Origin of the sequence: Gaoshiqia hydrogeniformans (assembly GCF_049347105.1) — a bacterium.
Classification (GTDB): Bacteria; Bacteroidota; Bacteroidia; order Bacteroidales; family Prolixibacteraceae; genus Gaoshiqia; species Gaoshiqia hydrogeniformans.
This window is the reverse complement of sequence record NZ_CP186334.1, coordinates 4,859,323-4,877,789: the sequence shown is the minus strand read 5'-3', so window position 1 is coordinate 4,877,789 and position 18,467 is coordinate 4,859,323. Positions and strand designations below refer to the sequence as shown.

Here is an 18,467-nt window from a genome sequence, read left to right as displayed (position 1 = left end):
AACTGGTTGGCCGGTTTTAAACAGCCTGCTGTTCTTTCAGCAGGCTGTTTTTTGTTAGGAAATCATAAGAGAACTCTTCCCGGCAAAGGGAGGCCTGTTTCATCATCTGTACAAATAACTGGTCCTGGTAGGGCGAAAAGGTGCCGTTTTTCTTTTTTATGAACGAAAATCGAAGCGGGGAATGAGATTCAAATTTTTGGACAAATTTTCGGCTGAAAAACGGACTGTTGGTGACCACCGATTCGACCAAAAACAGTTCAATGCTGTTTTTCATCAGCGATTTAAACAGGTCGCCGTGAACCGACCGGAGCCTGTCGGTACAGGTCATCACCCGGAGTCCCAGGTTGTAGGTTTTGCACAGCCAGGTGTCCAGCTTTTCCTGTCGGGCTTTGGATGAAAAGCAGGTCATCAGGGAGCCGTTCAGGTCGTCGGCAACATCCTGAAGGTCATCGAGCAATTGCAGGTAAGCGCCGTAGTGATAAAAAAATTCTTCTTCAATGTCGGTTAACCGGCCCAAAACGAGATAGCCGTCTGCAATAACCGATGTTCCGCCTTTTTGTACACAAATTTTAAAAATGTCGTCGGAGTTCAGGGATGGAGCATGGTTCATCAGGGCTAAACTTTGAGTTTGGGCGTCGTGAATAGCCAGCAAGCTTCTGTAAACCCCGGGATATTGCTCCCGGCTCCAATCGTTTTCAATTATTTCAACCATGTGAAAGATTTTTTCTTCCTGTATGTTCCGTGCGTCAACCTTGTTGCCGGCCAGGCGTTTTGCAAACCGGTTGCTGAAATCCAGCTTTTCAAATGGTGAAATAGCCGGGTCATCGAGGTAATTGTCGGTGTAAGGATAAAGCATGCTGTAAGCAAAAACCGGGGGTGTCAGACAAACGGTTTTTCCGCAGAGAAACTGAAGCCCGTTCATGATCCACACGTTTCTACATGCCTGGAAAATGTCGTGAAAGCTTATAGCCGGGTCGTAAACCAGGGCAGCATTGATGAACCAGAAGGTTGAACGGACCATCTCGTCTGACAGGATTACCCCGAGATTCTCATCGCTGTATCCCAGCGTGTTCCTGAAAAAAGAACGTAGCAAATCAAGTAATTCCTTTTTTGTAGCAGAAGTTGAGTTATTTTCCGACCACCGTGAGGTCTCCTGAAGCTTATTCAGGAAACGATCAAATTCTATTTCACGCAAACTTTGCTCGTTTTTGCTAAATGAGCTTAGGTTGTTCGGGAAACCAGTGGCACTTTGATTCCACATATTCTTAAATTCAGCCGGGTAGTCCATAAATACTTGATTTAGATGTTCGTTTGTTATACGTTGCAAAATGAAGAAAACTTTTGCGTATCCGAACTAAAATTCCGATGAACAGCGTAATTTCATCGGCAAGATCTGATCAGCGGAAAAAAAATAACAACAAAGCGATAAAAATTGATTTTGGGGTAGTATCAGCACGAAATTTTTCTATATTTGCAACGCCTAAAACAAAAAGGCACGATGGAAATATCCTGAAACGTCAGATAAAAATTATTTCCTTTGAAAATAGGCCCAGATGGCGGAATTGGTAGACGCGCTAGTTTCAGGGACTAGTGTCCGCTTGGACGTGCAGGTTCGAGTCCTGTTCTGGGCACGTGTTTAAAATGCAATTAACTGTATTTCAGTTGATTGCATTTTTTGCTTAGCATATTCTGCTACCACTCTTTTCGGGGATCACTATGACATCGTGTTTCCGGAATTGTCTGACATTTTCCCGATTTTCTCTTCCAGGTTCCTGATAGCCGTTAATATGGTTGTCATCTCCGGTTGTGCTTCCGGGAATTCGCGGCTGGTGTAGGCATAAAACCGCCAGATTTCCAATACATCATCCACTGAAACGGAGTAAGGTTTGTAGGCTGAATTGAGCGATTTCAGTACAATTGTACCATCGGCATTGATGGTTGCCATTTTAAAGACAAAATCCTGCTGGCCCTTCAGGATAACAATGCAGGGAGTATCCGGCTTGATGGCTGTCCAATCTGCAACATACCGGGCAATAATCTCACTGCCTTCCGGTACCGGTAACATGGAATCGCCGGTTGACGGGAAAATGCGGAAGGTTCCCTGTGCGGGCAGGTTGGGAAGCGAGAACTTTGGCAGCGAAGCAATAAATTCCGGGTCGTTATAGCCCGCCATGTACCCGGCTTTGGCCTTCACCGGCACATATTCCACGTTTTCATTGTCCGAACGGTCAACTGAAATAGCCAGTACCCGCAAGTTTCCTCCCCGGATATACACATCATTACCGGCTTCCAGTTCCCGCAGCCTTAGTTCTCCCAATTTCGAAAGGTCGATTTTCAGCAAGGTGTCAATGCTGATTTTAAAGAATTCCGAAAAGTTCAGGTAATCTTCCGGCTGTGGCGATTTGGTATTACCGGCCTCAATGGCAGCAAGTTTGGCACGGGTCAGGCCCAGCCTGGCAGCAAGGACTTCCTGGCTTAATTTCCTGCGGTCACGAAGAAAGCGGATGTTCGCTGCAAAAAAAATCCGTTGCATTTCTGAATTTGTTTGTTATATTTAGAAACTATAAATTGTTATTAATCGTAACAAATTTAAGAATATTTTTTAATTATGAGCGGGTTAGCCGATAAAAAAGAAATCATCAGGCAACTGAAGGAAAAAATTCTTTCGATGGAGGGTTTCAGCGCCGAACCAGACAGGCAGTTGTCTGATTTTGGACTGGGCATGGTGAATGCGGCGTTTCCCGGGGGCACTTTTCCTGTCGGGGCGATACACGAATTCATCAGCCCGACGCCAACCTGCGCTGCTGCTGCAAACGGTTTTATGGCGGGACTGCTGAGTGTTCTGATGAAAAAAGAAGGTATTTGTCTTTGGGTAAGCGCCGGACGTATTTTATTTCCGCCGGCCCTGAAATTTTTTGGAATTGAACCGCACCGGGTCATTTTTATTGACGTGAAGCGCGATAAAGAAGCGCTCTGGGTGATGGAACAAGGGCTGAAATGTAATTCGCTGGCGGCGGTTGTCGCCGGGTTACGGAACATCAGTTTTGCCGAATCCCGTCGCTTGCAACTGGCTGTTGAAACCAGCAAGGTAACAGGCTTTCTGCACCGGTTGCATCCGCGAACCGAAAATACGCTGGCCTGCGTGTCACGCTGGAAAATCAGGCCGCTCCCAAGCCGTACCGGCGGGCTTCCCGGCGTGGGTTTTCCCTGTTTGGAAGTGGAACTGGTTAAAATACGCAACGGACGGCCGGGCATTTGGCAGTTCGAATGGAGAAACGGAACATTCAGTCCCGTACCTGACCGGGATGAAATGGCCCCACCGGCACCTCAAAAGCAACAGAACTATGCCTAAACGCTATCTTTATACCTGGTTTCGCTACCTGGCTACCGATCGGTTGGCCAAAATCCGCCCTGAACTCCGGGACAAGCCCTTTTTGTTGTACGTTCCGGAACACGGACGGATGGTGGTTAAGGCAGCCAGTCAACCTCTGGCAAGAGAGGGTATTGCTCCGGGCATGGTCGTTGCCGACGTACGTGCTATTTTCCCCGGGGTCGAAGTGATCCCGGCCGAACCTGAAACCGACGCCAGACTGCTGAACAACCTGGCCGAATGGTGCCTTCGCTACACGCCGGTGGTTGCCGCCGATTTCCCGGACGGGCTGATCCTGGACATATCGGGTTGCCCGCATTTGTGGGGAGGCGAGCCTGCTTACCTTCAGTCAATCGCTGCCCGGCTTCGTAGTGGAGGCTATGATGTGCGCCTGGCCATCGCTGATACGATCGGGGCAGCCCGGGCTGTGGCGCATTATGGGAAAAATGGAACGATCACCGGACCCGGTAAACAGGCTGAAGTTCTTTCCTCACTTCCTCCGGCTGCCCTAAGGTTGGATAATCCCACCCTGCAGCGTCTCGAAAAACTCGGGTTCAGGCAAATCGGCCAAATGATGTACATTCCCCGGCTGAACCTGCGCCGGCGTTTTGGAGAAACGTTGCTGATCCGGCTGGAACAGGCGCTCGGTACGGCCCCGGAGTTTTTACAACCGGTTCAGCCCGCCCCGGTTTACCAGGAACGGTTGCCCTGCCTGGAACCTATCTGTACAGCCACCGGGATTGGGATAGCCCTGGAACGACTGCTGGAAGCCTTGTGCGAACGTTTTTTCAAGGAAGGAAAAGGGATGCGCACCGGGGTATTCAAAGGATACCGTATCGATGGCGAAATTGTACAAATCAGCATCGGCACCAACCGGGCATCGCGTAATGCCGCACATCTTTTCAAACTGTTCGAACTGAAAATACCGGAACTGGAACCGGCTCTCGGGATCGAACTGTTCACACTGGAGGCAGCGCTTGTTGAGGATATGAGCGAAACCCAGGAAGCGTTTTGGGGTAGCTCAAACCGCGACCAGACAGCCATTTCCGAATTACTGGATAACATTGCAGGAAGGGTGGGAGTGGAGTCCATCCGCCGGTACTTGCCGCAAGAGCGTTACTGGCCTGAAAACTCGGTAAAAGAAGTTGCATCGCCGGAAGAGCAGCCGGAAACGGAATGGCGCACCGACCATCCCCGTCCCGTTCATCTTTTGCCTAAGCCTGAGCCTGTCGAGGTGATGGTCGTGCTGCCGGATTATCCCCCGATGCACTTCCGGTACAACGGCGAAATCATCCGTATTGTCCGGGCCGACGGCCCCGAGCGTATCGAACAGGAATGGTGGCTTCAAAACGGCCCTCCCCGCGATTATTACCGGGTTGAAGATGAAAGCGGCGCCCGCTATTGGCTGTTCCGGCTGGGTCTTTACGGAAACAAAAAACCGCAATGGTTTTTGCATGGGTATTTTGTCTAAAGAAAAAATAAGGAACAAAACAACTCTGCGTTTTTGTACCCCTGCGGTAAATTTTTTGAAACTTGGAATTTGAAACTTGGAATTTGGAATTTGAACTAGAATGAACTACGCAGAATTACAGGCGACCTCGAGTTTTACGTTTCTGCGGGGCGGATCGCATCCCGAAGAGTTGGTTGAACGGGCAGCCGGATTGGGCTACAAGGCGATTGCCATTACCGACCGCAACACGCTGGCAGGCATCGTCCGCGCCCATGTTGCAGCGCGGGGAAAAAATATCCGTTTCATACCGGCCTGTCGCCTTGACTTGCTGGACGGACCGGGCCTGCTGGCTTATCCAACCGACAGATTTGCTTATTCGAATTTATCTGCATTGCTTACCCGGGGCAACCTGCGGGCAGAAAAAGGAGAATGCCGCCTGTACCGGGCCGATGTGTTTGAATACGCTGCCGGCATAAAATTTATCGTGATCCCGCCGGCATCGCTCAATGCTGATTTTGATTTTGATCCGGATTTTATCAAGGCTTTGGAAGAATATAAAGAAGCCTTGGGCGACAATCTTTACCTGGCTGCTGATTTTGGGTACCGGGGAGATGACCACAAAAGGCTTTTCCGGCTTTCGCAACTGGAATCACGCCTGCAAATTCCCCTGGCGGCAACCAATGACGTGCACTATCATGCCCCGGAACGGCGGGAGTTACAGGATGTTTTGACCTGTATCCGCGAGAAATGCACGATTTATTCGGCCGGTTTCAAACTACACCAGAATGCGGAGCGTTACCTGAAACCACCCGGTGAAATGTACCGCCTTTTCCGTCAGTACCCCGGGGCAATTGACCGTGCGCTGGAACTGGCCGAAGCCTGCCGTTTTTCGCTGGATGAATTAAAATACCTGTACCCGGAAGAAATTACCGGCGGGGGCAGGACACCGATGGAAGAGTTGGTTTATCTCACCTGGAAAGGGGCCTGCAAACATTTTGGCGAAGTAATTCCTCCAAAAATTAAAGAAACCATCGACATGGAACTGGAATTTATCGGCCGGAAAGACTACGCTTCGTATTTTCTGACCGTGTATGACTATGTACGCGAAGCCCGGTCGCGGGGGATTCTGTGCCAGGGGCGCGGATCGGCGGCCAACTCGGTGGTTTGTTATTGTTTGGGCATCACGGCAGTCGATCCTGCGAAATTTAAATTGTTGTTTGCCCGGTTTATGAGCGACGAGCGCAACGAACCGCCCGATATCGACGTGGATTTTGAACACGAGCGGCGGGAGGAAATCATGCAGTATATCTACCAAAAGTACGGGCGCGACCGGGCCGGCATTGTGGCTACTGTCACCCAGGTGCACTGGAAAGGGGCTGTGCGCGATGTGGGAAAAGCGATGGGCCTGTCAACCGATGCGATCAATGTGCTTTCAAAATCGAAATACGAATTTACCCAGGACTGGTTCGAAGGAAAAGCCCCGGATACCTCCACCTTCAACGCCCGGGATCCGCACCTGAGGAAAGTACTTGAACTGACGGGGCAATACATCGGGTTTCCCCGACAGCTGGGGCAGCATACCGGAGGTTTTGTGATTACACGGGGAAAGCTGCACGAACTGTGCCCCATCCTGAATGCCCGCATGGAAGACCGCACCAACGTGGAATGGAACAAAGACGACATCGAAGCGCTTGGGTTTATGAAAGTGGATGTGCTGGCGCTGGGCATGCTCACCTGCATCCGTAAAGCTTTCGATCTTGCCAAACAACATTACGGGCTTGACCTCACCCTGGCCAACATTCCGCAGGACGATCCGAAAGTGTATGAAATGATCGGCCATGCCGACACGCTCGGGGTTTTCCAGATTGAAAGCCGGGCCCAAATGTCGATGTTGCCGCGGTTAAGGCCCAAAAATTTCTACGACCTTGTTATTGAAGTGGCCATCGTGAGGCCGGGCCCCATCCAGGGCGACATGGTACATCCTTACCTGAAACGGCGTAACGGTGAAGAACCGGTTGAGTTCCCTTCGGAAGAGCTGCGGGAAATCCTGGGACGAACGCTGGGTGTTCCGTTGTTCCAGGAACAGGCGATGGAAATCGCCATTGTTGCAGCAGGCTTTACACCTGCCGAAGCCGATGGTTTGCGCCGGAGCATGGCCACTTTTAAGTCGAAGGGAAAAGTGAGCTGGTATCGCGAAAAGCTGGTAGGAGGAATGATGAAAAAGGGCTATACCGAAGAATTTGCCTTACGGGTATTCAAGCAGATAGAAGGGTTCGGAAGTTATGGTTTTCCCGAAAGCCACGCCGCCAGTTTTGCCCTGCTGGTTTATATTTCGTCGTGGATCAAATGTTATTATCCCGACATTTTTGCGGCCGCCCTGCTCAACAGCCAGCCGATGGGCTTTTACCAGCCCGCTCAAATTGTGATTGATGCCCGCAAACATGGCGTAACTGTCCGTCCGGTGGATATTAACCATTCGGCATGGGATAATACCCTGGAGGAAAACGACGGGCATTACTGTGCTGTCAGGTTGGGTTTCCGGCAGATAAAAGGACTTTGCGAAAAAGACATGCAGGCTTTGGCCGCAGGACGGATTGGCGCTTACCGAAATCTAAACGGCTTGCTTGATGCAGGTGTTTCCCCGTTCTCCCTGGAACGGTTGGCCGATGCTGATGCTTTCCGCTCCGTTGGCCTCGACCGCCGGCAGGCGTTATGGGAAGTGTCGGCCCTGCACGACCATCCAACCGGCATGTTTACCGGCATGCCTTCGCAAAGTACGGCCGAACAGAAGACCGTATTGCCCGCCATGACGCCCGGTGAGCATGTGATTCAGGATTATGCCAGTACTTCGCTTTCATTAAAAGCCCACCCGGTCAGTTTTGCCCGGTGGAAGCTGGACCAGTTGCAGGTGACCCCCACTTCAAAATTAAGCAGCATGAAAAACGGGCAGCTTGTAAAAGTGTGCGGTTTGATCACCGTGCGGCAGCGCCCCGGTACGGCCAAAGGGGTGCTGTTTATCACCGTTGAAGACGAAAGCGGCTTTGCCAACCTGGTGGTTTGGAGCAAAACGTTCGAAAAATACCGGAAAGTGATTTTGCAGTCCCGGCTGCTTATGGTCGCAGGTAAGTTGCAGATTGAAGGCGAGGTGATCCATGTCGTGGTTAATTCCTGCTTTAACCTGAATGAACTGATGAACCTGGATTTTGATGCACGAAACCTCGGGTCGCTACACAAGCCTGAAACCCGGGAACAAAAAAATGAGAAAGAAGCCACGAAAGAACAAACGCCCATGAAAGAGAAAGCTTTGCAAGGCGAGCTTTTTCCGTCGAGGGATTTTAAATAGGATAAAAAAGGAAAATTGTTTCACATCCCGAGGAGTGATACTGACGCCAAATATCCCGTCGCTGTATTAAACTCCAGTTAGGCTTCAGGCGAATTGGAAAACTCCCCCATCCTGAGCAAATACTGTTTACCCCGGCATCTGTGAATATCCAAAAAGCCAGTAAAGTAAGGTCAACAAAAGGACTAATGATTTATGCTGTAATACTCACTACTTGCAGCTCGCGGCTTGTTACTCGCAAGTAAAACTGCGACTGAACACTGAGACTTTCTCCGTTAGTGTCATCAGTATGGCCGATACGGCAAATAATAAACAAAATCGCTATCTTGCTATGCAACTTTTGCCCCGGAATGTGCTGATGGGTGACTGGTTCGCAAATTTTTCCGGAATTACCGGCGTGAATCAGGGTGAAAAATCATTTAAAAGAAAATGAAAGAAAATGAAAGAAAATGACCTTTAACAGCTTATTTGTTCGCTGACTTTGATTAACTTGTAATAAGAATTGAGACGATGAGACTTGTTTTGGAAAATATAAAGGAGTTAATTCAGATTGAAGATTGTTCTGTAAAATTTAAATCGGGGAAGAAAATGTCGGTTCTTCCTTCGCTTAAAAATGCCTACCTGGTGATGCGCGACGGGCTGATTGAAGGATTTGGCCCGATGAACGAGCTAAACCGCGAAAAGCTCGACAATGACGTATTAATGGAAATCGATTGTTCCGGCCGTCTTGTATTTCCGGCCTATTGCGATTCTCATACCCATTTGGTTTTCCCGGACCACCGGATCCGTGAATTTGTTGACCGGATCCGGGGACTGTCGTACGAAGAGATTTCGGCGCGGGGAGGCGGCATTTTAAATTCGGCCAAGATGATGGCAAGCTGTTCGCCCGATGAGTTACACGCAGCGGCGATGAGCCGTTTGCAGGAAATCGCGATGATGGGTACAGGGGCCGTTGAAATCAAGAGTGGTTATGGTTTATCGGTCGAATCGGAGTTAAAAATATTACGGGTAATCAGCCGATTAAAGCAAGATAGCCATATGGTGATTAAATCGACCTTTTTAGGAGCCCATGCCATCCCCGAGAACTTTGCCGGCGACCGTCAGAAATATATCGAACTGATTGTTCATGAGATGATTCCTCAGATTGCTGCAGAAGAATTGGCCGACTACATCGATGTTTTTTGTGATCAGGGATTTTTTACTCCGCTCGAAACTGAGCAAATTCTGATGGCCGGACTGAAATTCGGTCTTCGTCCGAAGATTCATGCCAACGAGATGGCCTTAAGCGGAGGTGTTCAGGTTGGCGTGAAATACAATGCCCTCTCGGTTGATCATTTGGAATACATGGGTGATGACGAAATTCAGGTGTTAAAAGGAACTGAAACCATGCCCACTGTATTACCCGGAGCTGCTTTTTTCCTTGATCTGCCTTTGTCGCCGGTACGCAGCATGATCGAATCCGGCTTGCCCGTAGCGCTGGCTTCCGATTATAATCCGGGCTCTTCGCCATCAGGCAACATGAATTTTATCCAGTCGCTTGGATGTATCAGATATAAAATGACGCCTGCAGAAGCAATCAATGCCGTTACCCTGAATTCGGCTTACGCGATGGGCGTCGAGGGAATTTGCGGAAGCATTTGTCAGGGTAAGCTCGGCAATGTGTTTATCACCAAAGAACTACCGGGTTATGAGGCCATCCCGTACTATTTTGGAAGCGATCTGATTGAAACAGTCATTCTTGACGGAAAAATAATCTAATCAAAATCTTATGAACCAGTTAGTTGAGTGTGTTCCTAACTTTAGTGAAGGACGAAATCCTCTTGTTATCAAACAAATTACCGATGCAATAGAAAGCGTAGCCGGGATTAAACTGCTGAATGTTGACCCCGGGAAAGCAACCAACCGGACCGTCGTCACATTCGTGGGTTCGCCCGAAGCCGTGGTGGAAGCCGCCTTTCTGGCTGTGAAAAAGGCATCAGAAGTGATTGATATGAGCAAACACCAGGGCGAGCATCCCCGGTTTGGAGCCACCGATGTTTGTCCGTTGGTGCCCATCGCGAATATCAGCATGGACGAAACCGTGAAATACGCGCACCAACTGGCCAAGCGGATAGGAGAGGAGCTGACCATCCCGGTTTATTGTTACGAGTTTGCCGCTCAGAATGAAGAACGCCGCAGCCTGGCCAATTGCCGCGCCGGCGAATACGAAGGTTTGGCCCAAAAATTAAAAGATCAGAACTGGAAACCCGATTACGGCCCGGCTGAGTTTAATGCCAAATCGGGAGCGACGGCTGTGAGTGCGCGTAATTTTCTGGTTGCGTATAATGTGAACCTGAATACCACCTCGGTGAGGCGCGCCAATTCGGTTGCCTTTGATGTTCGTGAAGCCGGGCGGGTTTTGCGCGACGGCAACCCGGTCACCGGTAAAATAATCACGGATGCAAAAGGAGAACCGGTAAGAATTCCCGGAGCCTTGAAAAAAGTCCGGGCCATTGGCTGGTTTATTGAAGAATACGGTATCGCTCAGATATCGATGAACCTGACCGATATTACGGTTACTCCCGTACACATTGCCTTTGAGGAGGTTTGCAAAAGTGCAGATAAACGCGGGATGCGGGTAACCGGATCGGAACTGATCGGCCTGATTCCGTTACAGGCCATGCTCGATGCCGGCGCCTATTTCTTGCGAAAACAGGAACGTTCAACCGGAATTTCGGATGAAGAGATCATCAAAATTGCGGTTAAATCGATGGGGCTCGACGAATTGGCTCCATTTGATCCCCGGCAGCGGATTATTGAATATTTGCTGGAAGATGATAAACCCCAACTGAAACGATTGACACTGGAGGCTTTTGTCAGCGAAACTGCTTCCGAATCTCCGGCTCCGGGAGGAGGATCGATCTCGGCTTACCTGGGTTCATTGGGAGCCGCCCTGGCCAGTATGGTCGCAAACCTGTCAGCCCATAAACGCGGATGGGAAGAACGTTGGGAAGAATTCTCCGACTGGGCCGGAAAAGCTAAAACATACCAAACCCGCCTGTTGCAACTGGTGGATGAAGATACCCAAGCCTTTAACCGGATTATGGATGCTTTTGCCATGCCGAAAGAACGTGCAGATGAAAAACTGAAACGCACAGCTGCCATCCGGGAAGCAACCCTTCAGGCGATTTTGGTGCCGCTGGAAGTGATGGAGACCGCATTTGCTTCGATGTCAGTTATCCGGGAAATGGCAGAAAGCGGAAACCCAAACTCGGTGTCCGATGCCGGGGTGGGCGCGTTATGTGCCCGGGCTGCGGTACATGGTGCATACCTGAATGTATTGATCAACCTGTCCGGATTGAAAGATGAACAGAAGTCAGCCGAAATCAAACACAAGGCCGAAGAATTATTGTACCAGGCCGGGTATAAGGAACAGGAAATTTTAAGCCTGGTTTATGAAAAGATAAACTGATGTTCACGGATTAGCCGCTTAAAAGAGATCGTCGTTTCCGGTTAATACCTGTTAAGCCTGCGTTCTCTCCCGATAAAAATGTAGAGTATTGATCCGATAATTGGCAGTAAAATGACCAGCGTGATCCAAATATAACGATCAAGCTGCTCAAATTCGTTACGAAGGATACTCAGAATGGACATGACCGGGAAAATGACAAGCAAAACAAGCATAGCCTGCATCGCCAGAACTTCATGCGACAGTATGACTAACAATGAAAACATATGTTGTGTTTTTTGAATATGGATACAAGTTAAATTAATTTTGTCAAATATGAAAATAAAAACTTATTTTCTGTTTTAACTGATTGATTGCTTGTCTCCTGTCCGCTTCGCCTGTGTCATTGTATCCCGGATGATTATTTTTTCTGTTCCTTCGGATACTCAATTCGTGCATGATAAATATTGATCAGCTTTTCAACGAGTGTTTCCTTCACCAGGTTGATCTCGCGCATCGTCAGCTCTGCATGATCGAGTTGCCCGTCGTCAAACTTTTGCCGGACCATCTGATCAACTAATTCTTTCAGTTTATCCGGGGTCTTTTCTTTTAAGGCCCGGGCGGCTGCTTCAATTCCGTCAATCAGCATTACCACAGAGGTTTCCCTACTTTTGGGGCGTGGCCCCGGGTAGGTAAAGTCGTCGGGTGAAATTTCCTTATCCAGGTTTTCGTTCTTATACAGGGTGTAAAAATATTTGGCCTGGGTGGTGCCGTGATGCGTGGTGATAAAATCAATGAGGACTTCCGGAAGTTTGTATTTCCGGGCCAGGCGAACACCATAGGTCACATGGTCGATAATAACCCGGGCGCTTTCTTTGTAATCCAGACCGCTATGCGGGTTCATGCCCGTTGCCTGGTTTTCGATGTAATAAACCGGCTGGTTGGTTTTACCGATGTCGTGATACAGGGCGCCGGCATAGGCCAGAAACGGGTTTCCCCCGATCCGGTGGATCACGGCTTCAGCCAGGTTGGCAATTTGCAGCGAATGCTGGAATGTTCCGGGCGCTTCTTCGGCCAGCTTTCGTAACAGGGGTTGGTTGGTATTCGAAAGTTCAATCAGGGTAACATCCGAAACAAAGCCGAAGATCTTCTCAAAAATGTAGATGAGCGGGTATGCAAGCAGAATCAGGATGGCATTCCAGACAAACCATTGCAGTTCTTCCCAACGAATGGCCTCCAGGTTGCCTTCCTGCACCATGTTCAGGGCCAGGTAAACAATGCTGTAACTAACCAGTACCCATAAGGCGGTAAAAACCAGGTGTGAACGGCGGTGCAACTTATCGAGGCTGAATACGGAAATGATGCCGGCAATCATTTGTAAAAAGATGTATTCGTAATTGTTTGGCGCCGAATACCCAATTAACAGCGAAGTGACCAGCAGGGCAAAAATGGCCGTTCTCGAGTCAAAAAATATTCGTAGCAGTATCGGCAGAATGGCCAGGGGTACAATGTATATATTGACAATATCATGGGTGACCACAAAGCGCGTGGCAAAAACCATTAAAATAATCAGCAGTAAGATAAAACTGAGATGCAGCTTCTGGTTGAAGATTTCGGGCCTGAAGTAAGCCAGGTACAGGATCAGGATGAGCATACAGGCCATGATCAGGATAAGCTTCCCCAGGATGAGCAAATAACCGTCGATATCCTGGCCCTGCTTCGTTTTGTAGGTTTTCTTCAACGAATTTAAAATGAGAAACTTTTCGGGAGTGACAATATCCCCCTTAAAAATAATCCGTTCGCCCCCTTGCACCATACCCTGGGTGTACGAAACAGAATTGATTAGTTTTTCCATCTCCTGCGCATTGAATTCTTCGTTATAATGCAGGTTCGACTGGATAAAATCGGACAGGTTGGCATTTTGGTGCAATTGGTCGTACTGGCTGGTCAGCAGGCTTCGGGCGCTGTCGCTTATGCTTTGAAAGGCCGTTTTCAGGGAGTAGATCCGGCTGATCGGAACCTTTTTAGCTGTTTTGTCGCTGACAACAAACAATTCCTTTTTATCCTTTAAAATCGGATGCATCTCGGGAGACTGATCAATGATTCCGGCTAAGTAAATCTCCGACAGGTAGTTGCTTAGGCCGGAAATGATTTTTGGGCTAAGCCCGGGTATCTGTGTACTGAGCTCCTGCAGTTCCAGCTCGAAATTTTTGGTTTGCTGTTCGCGGATGAGCGTATCGGCCGTATAATACGGAACAAATTGCTTCCGAATAGAGTCTTGCTCCTGCTTAATGATTTCGTCAGGTTTAAAAATGGCGAAGTTAAACGGGGCAATCAGGGTTTCGTGGCGCCAGGGCGAATTTTTCTGGAACTCGTAGCGAAAACGGCTTTCTCCCGGAACCAACAGGTAGAGAATCAGCATGGAAGCAGAAAAAACCAGGGCGATATAAAAGATATGATAATAGCGTACCAGACGGGTTAATAACTTTTTCATAAATACCTTTTTAAAGACTTATGTAACCTACAAAAACTTACGGTGAAGTTTTATCTTTGGAAAATAAAATTAACAAATTCTTTCATGAATTACGGTATTTCCGGTTTAAGTATTATTCCTGTCAGAAAAGAACCGTCGGAAAAAAGCGAAATGATCAGCCAGATCTTATTTGGTGAGCATTTCCTGGTCAATGAGCAGTTTATGGGCTGGTGCCGGGTGACCCTGGCCTACGACGGTTACGAAGGCTGGGTCGATTGTAAAATGATAACTCCCGTAAGTGACAGGATCTTCCACAAAATAGAAAAAGCGCCGTCGGCCGTTTGTACCGATATTTTTAACCTGATTCCGGTGAACGACGAACAAAATATGATGATTGTCGCCGGTAGTTCGTTGCCCTGCTGGAGACCGTATAAACACGAATTTTCGATTAACCGGGATGTTTACCGGATGACGGGTAACTTCAGGTACCAGCAACCGGAAGCGCTTCGGAAATTTATGATCAGGCAGGCGTTGATGTATTTTAACGCGCCTTATTTATGGGGAGGCCGGTCGCCGTTTGGAATTGATTGTTCCGGCTTTACGCAGATCATTTATAAAATGGCGGGCATTAAGTTGCCCCGCGATGCCAAAGACCAGGTTTTTTTAGGTGTTCCGCTGAGTTTTGTGGATGAAACACAACCGGGAGACCTCGCATTTTTTGACGACGACGAAGGCAACATCATCCATGTGGGTATTATCTGGGAGAAAAACAAGATCATTCATGCATCCGGGAAAGTGCGGATTGACAATGTTGATCAATTCGGTATTTTTAATGTCGATACCAAACGATATACGCATAAAATGCGGGTAATGAAACGGATTCTTGACGTGTAACCTGTTTTCGGCATTTCACTAATTGGACGAAAAACGTGCAGGCCGATCCTGTTTACTGACTAAAAACCAGCAATCGTTGTCCTGTTCATATTTCAGAATAAATTCGTCGTTTTCGCGTGTAAAAACCTTATAGTAATTTGCAGTTGGAGATCCGGACAGTCGGTCTTCCTGGTACCAGCGGTCACGGATTTCGCCGATATCATAACATCTCTGGTTCCAGTAAAAGCGTATTGGGTATTCGTTGGCTTTGTACCCTGAACGGCATTCCACTTTGATCCGGACCGGTTTCATCGTTTGATTGTGCTTTTTTAGAATAAGTGAAATAATAAGTGACCCATGCAGCTGCTTATTTATTTTTGTATTTGTCGTTCAGACCGTCGCCGCCAAGGATCATGGGAATAATCTTATCCAGGCGTCTTTGTTTGGTCTCAGGCCTTTTGGCCTGATGAATGTATTCGGCAAAATCGCGTTTATTGGCCAGCGACATGGCATCGAAGCAGGTTTTCAGTTCCGGGTTCTCCGCAAAACATTGTTCCAGCTCGCCCGGGATGGACAAGGGCAAATTTCTGACCGGTTTAATTGTTTTATTTTGCTTCTGATTTTCAATGGCTTCGCCAATGTATTCCTGAATCAGCTCCAGATTTTCGTAAACTTCGTCAGTCGATTGAAACCGCCACTGCCTCAGGGCGTTGGTTACTCCAGCCTGGGCATTCATCAGTTTCTTTTGTTTGTCGTTCAGCAGGGCCCCCTGGTAAAACCAAACGCCCGCGTAATATTTAAAAGCAGCTATGCCGCAAATATTTTTTGAGTTGAAGGTGTAAACCGGGCAGCCCCATTTTACCGTTTCGGCGAGACCGGCGGCCAGCATGATTTCGCGCAGGACGATCAAGGCTTCCTGCCATTTTCCGGTCGATAAAATATATTCTTCGGCGGTGACTGGTCCTTTCATTCCTGATTTTTTTTTGGTAATTCCGATGGACTTAGGCCTTCCTTCTTAATAATCAGACCTGTGAAACTTTTGCTTTTCACTGATTGGCATCGGGTGATCGGTAAACCATTCGATAAAAGCCTCAAAGCGTTCGGCATTGGTCTGATGCCACTCCCTGAATTCATCGGGAGCTCCATGCATTAAAATCCAGTAATTGTAACATTCAAAATAGCCGTTATCGATCAGGGTTTTATGCCAGTCGAACAGGATATTCGGGTGTGTTTGGTTAAAGCCTTTTTCGAAATACAGAGTAATAAAATTTTTCCTGATCCGGTTAAGCGATTCCAGCGTGATCTCATCTTCGGTAACAGCCAGCATCAGTATTGGCTCGTAAACCAGTCCAAACGGAATATGCTGGTCGCGGTTCAGCGAGATTGTTGCATTTTTATAGAAACTAACGCTTACTGAGGTATCGGATGTAAATTGAATCTCGCTGAAATACGTGTCGAATAAGATTTTACTGATCTCTTCGGTCCTTTTTGTTCCCCGTTCCATGTTCATGAATAATTCGCCGTAGATCATGCCCCACAATTCGTCATTCGAACTGCAAAAGATACGGGTTGCCCAGTAATAGTTTGATGAGAATACAGGGTCAATCTCAATGCCTTTTTCGTAGAATTCAAGCGCTTTGCCCCAGTCCCCCTGGTGCATGTTCCCAAGTTCGAGGTATAACATACCTGATTTTGGAAACTCCTTCAGCCCAAGCTGATAAGTGGTGATGGCTTTTTCGGGCTGACCGTTCATATCGTAGGCATTGCCAAGCATCTGGTAACACTGGTCAGTTACGCCATCCATCAGGATCACTTTTTCAAAATATTCAACGGCTCTTGCATAGTCCTTTTTCAGGTAAAAGGCATAAGCTGTTTCATACGGATAATTAATATTGGAAGGGTCAAGCCGGATCGATTCTTCCAGGATGCCGATGGACTGGTCAATTTCTCCGCTGTCCATCAGTTTGATGGCCTCCAGCGCCTGATCGTATGCTTTCTGCTTGTCCGAATCAGCTTGGGCCAAACAAGCCACAGCCAGAAAAAGGGAGAACAGCGTGGTAAATAATTTTCTCATGTTAAGTTTCCTTCTGATAAACCGGAACAGCAAGCAGCCCGGAAAATATGGCGGAAATCAACCTTCAATCAATCTTGTCGATCGGGTGGGCGGAGAGAGGAGCAATTAACTGGCTGGAGCCGCTGCCAGGTTCAATGGGTTTTACTTGTCGGTCCGGTTCGGCAAACAGCTTTGTTTTTTCCTGAACCTCAGGTGTTTTTTGTTCCTCGATGATGACGGTGATTTTTGCTGTATCTGCTTCTGTTTTTTGGGTTTGCTCAATATGATGGGTCATTTTTAAACCCAGCAGAAAAAAGATTGAAGATGTGAGGATGTAAGTTTTCATGTCTTTGGTATAAATGCTGGGTTAAAATTAAGTTTTTTATTGGACAATGAAACAAAATTATCGGTGAAAATAGTTTACCGGTCGACAAACACACCGGATCAGTCAAAACCGGGAAACACAATTCCGGCATCCTGTCTGACCCGATCCAGAATTTCCATCAGATCCTGTGAAAATTGCAGCGGCATCAACTCGCTTTCCGTTTTCCCGGCATCCAGGCATTCCATGACGTGGGCGGCTTCAAACTGGTAGCCAAACCCGTCGACCGGGGTGGAAGGCAGAATTGTTTCTCCGCTGTCGCCTGCTTTCCAGATGGTGATTTGGGTAGGCGCAAACCAGCGTTTATTGAGGCGAAGGTAACCCTGTTCGCACCAAAACTCGGTTTGGATGGATGAATGCGACGCAAAGCTGGAAGACAACGACGCCATTTCTCCTCCGGCATATTTAAAACTCATGACAATGGATTCTTCCGTACCGGTGGGGCTGAAATCGGCCAGCGTTTTGATTTGCTCCGGTTTTCCTAAAGTTACCAGCGAGGCGAAGACGGGGTAAATGCCGATATCCAGTAACGAACCGCCTCCAAGGGACAGGTTGTACAAACGCTTTTGAGGATCTTTGATGCTGTTGAAGGCAAAATCGGACCTTACCATTTTCAATTTGCCGATTTGCCCCGAGTTTAAAATATCGAGCGCTTGCTGAAAGCTCGGCTGAAACCGGGTCCAGAACGCTTCCATCAGGAAGGAATTGTTTTGCCGGGCACAATCCACCATTTGCCGAACTTCATTGCTGTTGATAGCAAACGCTTTTTCGCACAATACGGCTTTTTTATGCTTCAGGCAAAGGATACTGTGCTCTTTGTGGTGCGAATGGGGCGTGGCAACATAAACTACATCGACGAGGGGGTCAGCCACCATTTCTTCGTAACTACCGTATGCTTTTTCAAAGCCAAATTTACGGGCGAAATCCTGCGCCCGCGTTAAATCACGCGAGGCTGCCGCATAAAGCCGCGCATTTGGCAGGAGTTTCAAATCGCTGCTGAATTTTTCGGCAATATGTCCGCAACCCAATACAGCCCAGTTATAAATCTTCATTCTTTTGCTTTTATTTTGGTTTGGGCAAGATATAAAAATCTCTGCTT

The 18,467-nt window shown here is 48.1% G+C and carries 15 protein-coding genes and 1 tRNA gene; 7 read left to right on the top strand and 9 right to left on the bottom strand.

Annotation, left to right across the window (positions count from 1 at the left end; all coding sequences use genetic code 11):
• Positions 1 to 16: 16 nt before the first annotated feature.
• On the bottom strand, positions 17 to 1,288 hold the full coding sequence (locus ACOIT5_RS19400) for a class 1 isoprenoid biosynthesis enzyme (protein WP_423127827.1): 1,272 nt from the start codon (positions 1,286 to 1,288) through the stop codon (positions 17 to 19).
• A gap of 259 nt (positions 1,289 to 1,547) precedes the next feature.
• Between ACOIT5_RS19400 and ACOIT5_RS19395 the strand changes: the two genes are divergently transcribed.
• Positions 1,548 to 1,631 (top strand) — tRNA-Leu (locus tag ACOIT5_RS19395).
• A gap of 83 nt (positions 1,632 to 1,714) precedes the next feature.
• On the opposite strand, the gene ACOIT5_RS19390 is transcribed toward ACOIT5_RS19395, so the two are convergent.
• Entirely contained in the window at positions 1,715 to 2,533 is an 819-nt protein-coding gene (locus ACOIT5_RS19390) for an XRE family transcriptional regulator (protein ID WP_423127826.1), read from the bottom strand.
• A gap of 75 nt (positions 2,534 to 2,608) precedes the next feature.
• Between ACOIT5_RS19390 and ACOIT5_RS19385 the strand changes: the two genes are divergently transcribed.
• The 5 genes from ACOIT5_RS19385 to ftcD all read left to right on the top strand — a co-directional run bounded on the left by ACOIT5_RS19385 (position 2,609) and on the right by ftcD (position 11,611).
• A complete protein-coding gene (locus ACOIT5_RS19385) occupies positions 2,609 to 3,352 on the top strand; it encodes an ImuA family protein (RefSeq protein ID WP_423127825.1) in 744 nt (247 codons plus the stop codon).
• On the top strand, positions 3,345 to 4,841 hold the full coding sequence (locus ACOIT5_RS19380) for a Y-family DNA polymerase (RefSeq protein WP_423127824.1): 1,497 nt from the start codon (positions 3,345 to 3,347) through the stop codon (positions 4,839 to 4,841). Before ACOIT5_RS19385 ends, ACOIT5_RS19380 begins: the two co-directional genes overlap by 8 nt.
• Before the next feature lie 100 nt (positions 4,842 to 4,941).
• Positions 4,942 to 8,163 (top strand): error-prone DNA polymerase, encoded by a 3,222-nt coding sequence (locus ACOIT5_RS19375; protein WP_423127823.1) that lies wholly within the window; start codon positions 4,942 to 4,944, stop codon positions 8,161 to 8,163.
• A gap of 507 nt (positions 8,164 to 8,670) precedes the next feature.
• A complete protein-coding gene (gene hutI, locus ACOIT5_RS19370) occupies positions 8,671 to 9,918 on the top strand; it encodes an imidazolonepropionase (protein ID WP_423127822.1) in 1,248 nt (415 codons plus the stop codon).
• A 10-nt stretch (positions 9,919 to 9,928) separates the two neighbouring features.
• Positions 9,929 to 11,611, top strand: a complete 1,683-nt coding sequence (gene ftcD / locus ACOIT5_RS19365; protein ID WP_423127821.1) for a glutamate formimidoyltransferase — start codon at positions 9,929 to 9,931, stop codon at positions 11,609 to 11,611.
• Between the two features lie 41 nt (positions 11,612 to 11,652).
• On the opposite strand, the gene ACOIT5_RS19360 is transcribed toward ftcD, so the two are convergent.
• Positions 11,653 to 11,874 carry a PLDc N-terminal domain-containing protein gene (locus ACOIT5_RS19360; RefSeq protein WP_423127820.1) on the bottom strand — a complete coding sequence of 74 codons (222 nt, stop codon included), beginning with the start codon at positions 11,872 to 11,874 and terminating at the stop codon, positions 11,653 to 11,655.
• A 134-nt stretch (positions 11,875 to 12,008) separates the two neighbouring features.
• The gene (locus tag ACOIT5_RS19355; protein ID WP_423127819.1) at positions 12,009 to 14,081 is read right to left on the bottom strand and encodes an HD family phosphohydrolase; all 2,073 of its coding nucleotides are present in this window, start codon (positions 14,079 to 14,081) and stop codon (positions 12,009 to 12,011) included.
• Positions 14,082 to 14,165: 84 nt separating this feature from the next.
• On the opposite strand from ACOIT5_RS19355, the gene ACOIT5_RS19350 reads away from it, so the two are divergent.
• Positions 14,166 to 14,954 carry an NlpC/P60 family protein gene (locus ACOIT5_RS19350; protein WP_423127818.1) on the top strand — a complete coding sequence of 263 codons (789 nt, stop codon included), beginning with the start codon at positions 14,166 to 14,168 and terminating at the stop codon, positions 14,952 to 14,954.
• 18 nt (positions 14,955 to 14,972) lie between these two features.
• On the opposite strand, the gene ACOIT5_RS19345 is transcribed toward ACOIT5_RS19350, so the two are convergent.
• From ACOIT5_RS19345 to ACOIT5_RS19325, 5 genes are all read right to left on the bottom strand, one after another.
• A complete protein-coding gene (locus ACOIT5_RS19345) occupies positions 14,973 to 15,245 on the bottom strand; it encodes a cytoplasmic protein (protein ID WP_423127817.1) in 273 nt (90 codons plus the stop codon).
• Between the two features lie 55 nt (positions 15,246 to 15,300).
• Positions 15,301 to 15,903, bottom strand: a complete 603-nt coding sequence (locus tag ACOIT5_RS19340; protein ID WP_423127816.1) for a YdeI/OmpD-associated family protein — start codon at positions 15,901 to 15,903, stop codon at positions 15,301 to 15,303.
• 45 nt (positions 15,904 to 15,948) lie between these two features.
• Entirely contained in the window at positions 15,949 to 17,007 is a 1,059-nt protein-coding gene (locus ACOIT5_RS19335; RefSeq protein ID WP_423127815.1) for a tetratricopeptide repeat protein, read from the bottom strand.
• 64 nt (positions 17,008 to 17,071) lie between these two features.
• Positions 17,072 to 17,281 (bottom strand): hypothetical protein, encoded by a 210-nt coding sequence (locus ACOIT5_RS19330; protein WP_423127814.1) that lies wholly within the window; start codon positions 17,279 to 17,281, stop codon positions 17,072 to 17,074.
• A 149-nt stretch (positions 17,282 to 17,430) separates the two neighbouring features.
• Positions 17,431 to 18,420 (bottom strand): Gfo/Idh/MocA family protein, encoded by a 990-nt coding sequence (locus ACOIT5_RS19325; protein ID WP_423127813.1) that lies wholly within the window; start codon positions 18,418 to 18,420, stop codon positions 17,431 to 17,433.
• Positions 18,421 to 18,467: the final 47 nt, after the last annotated feature.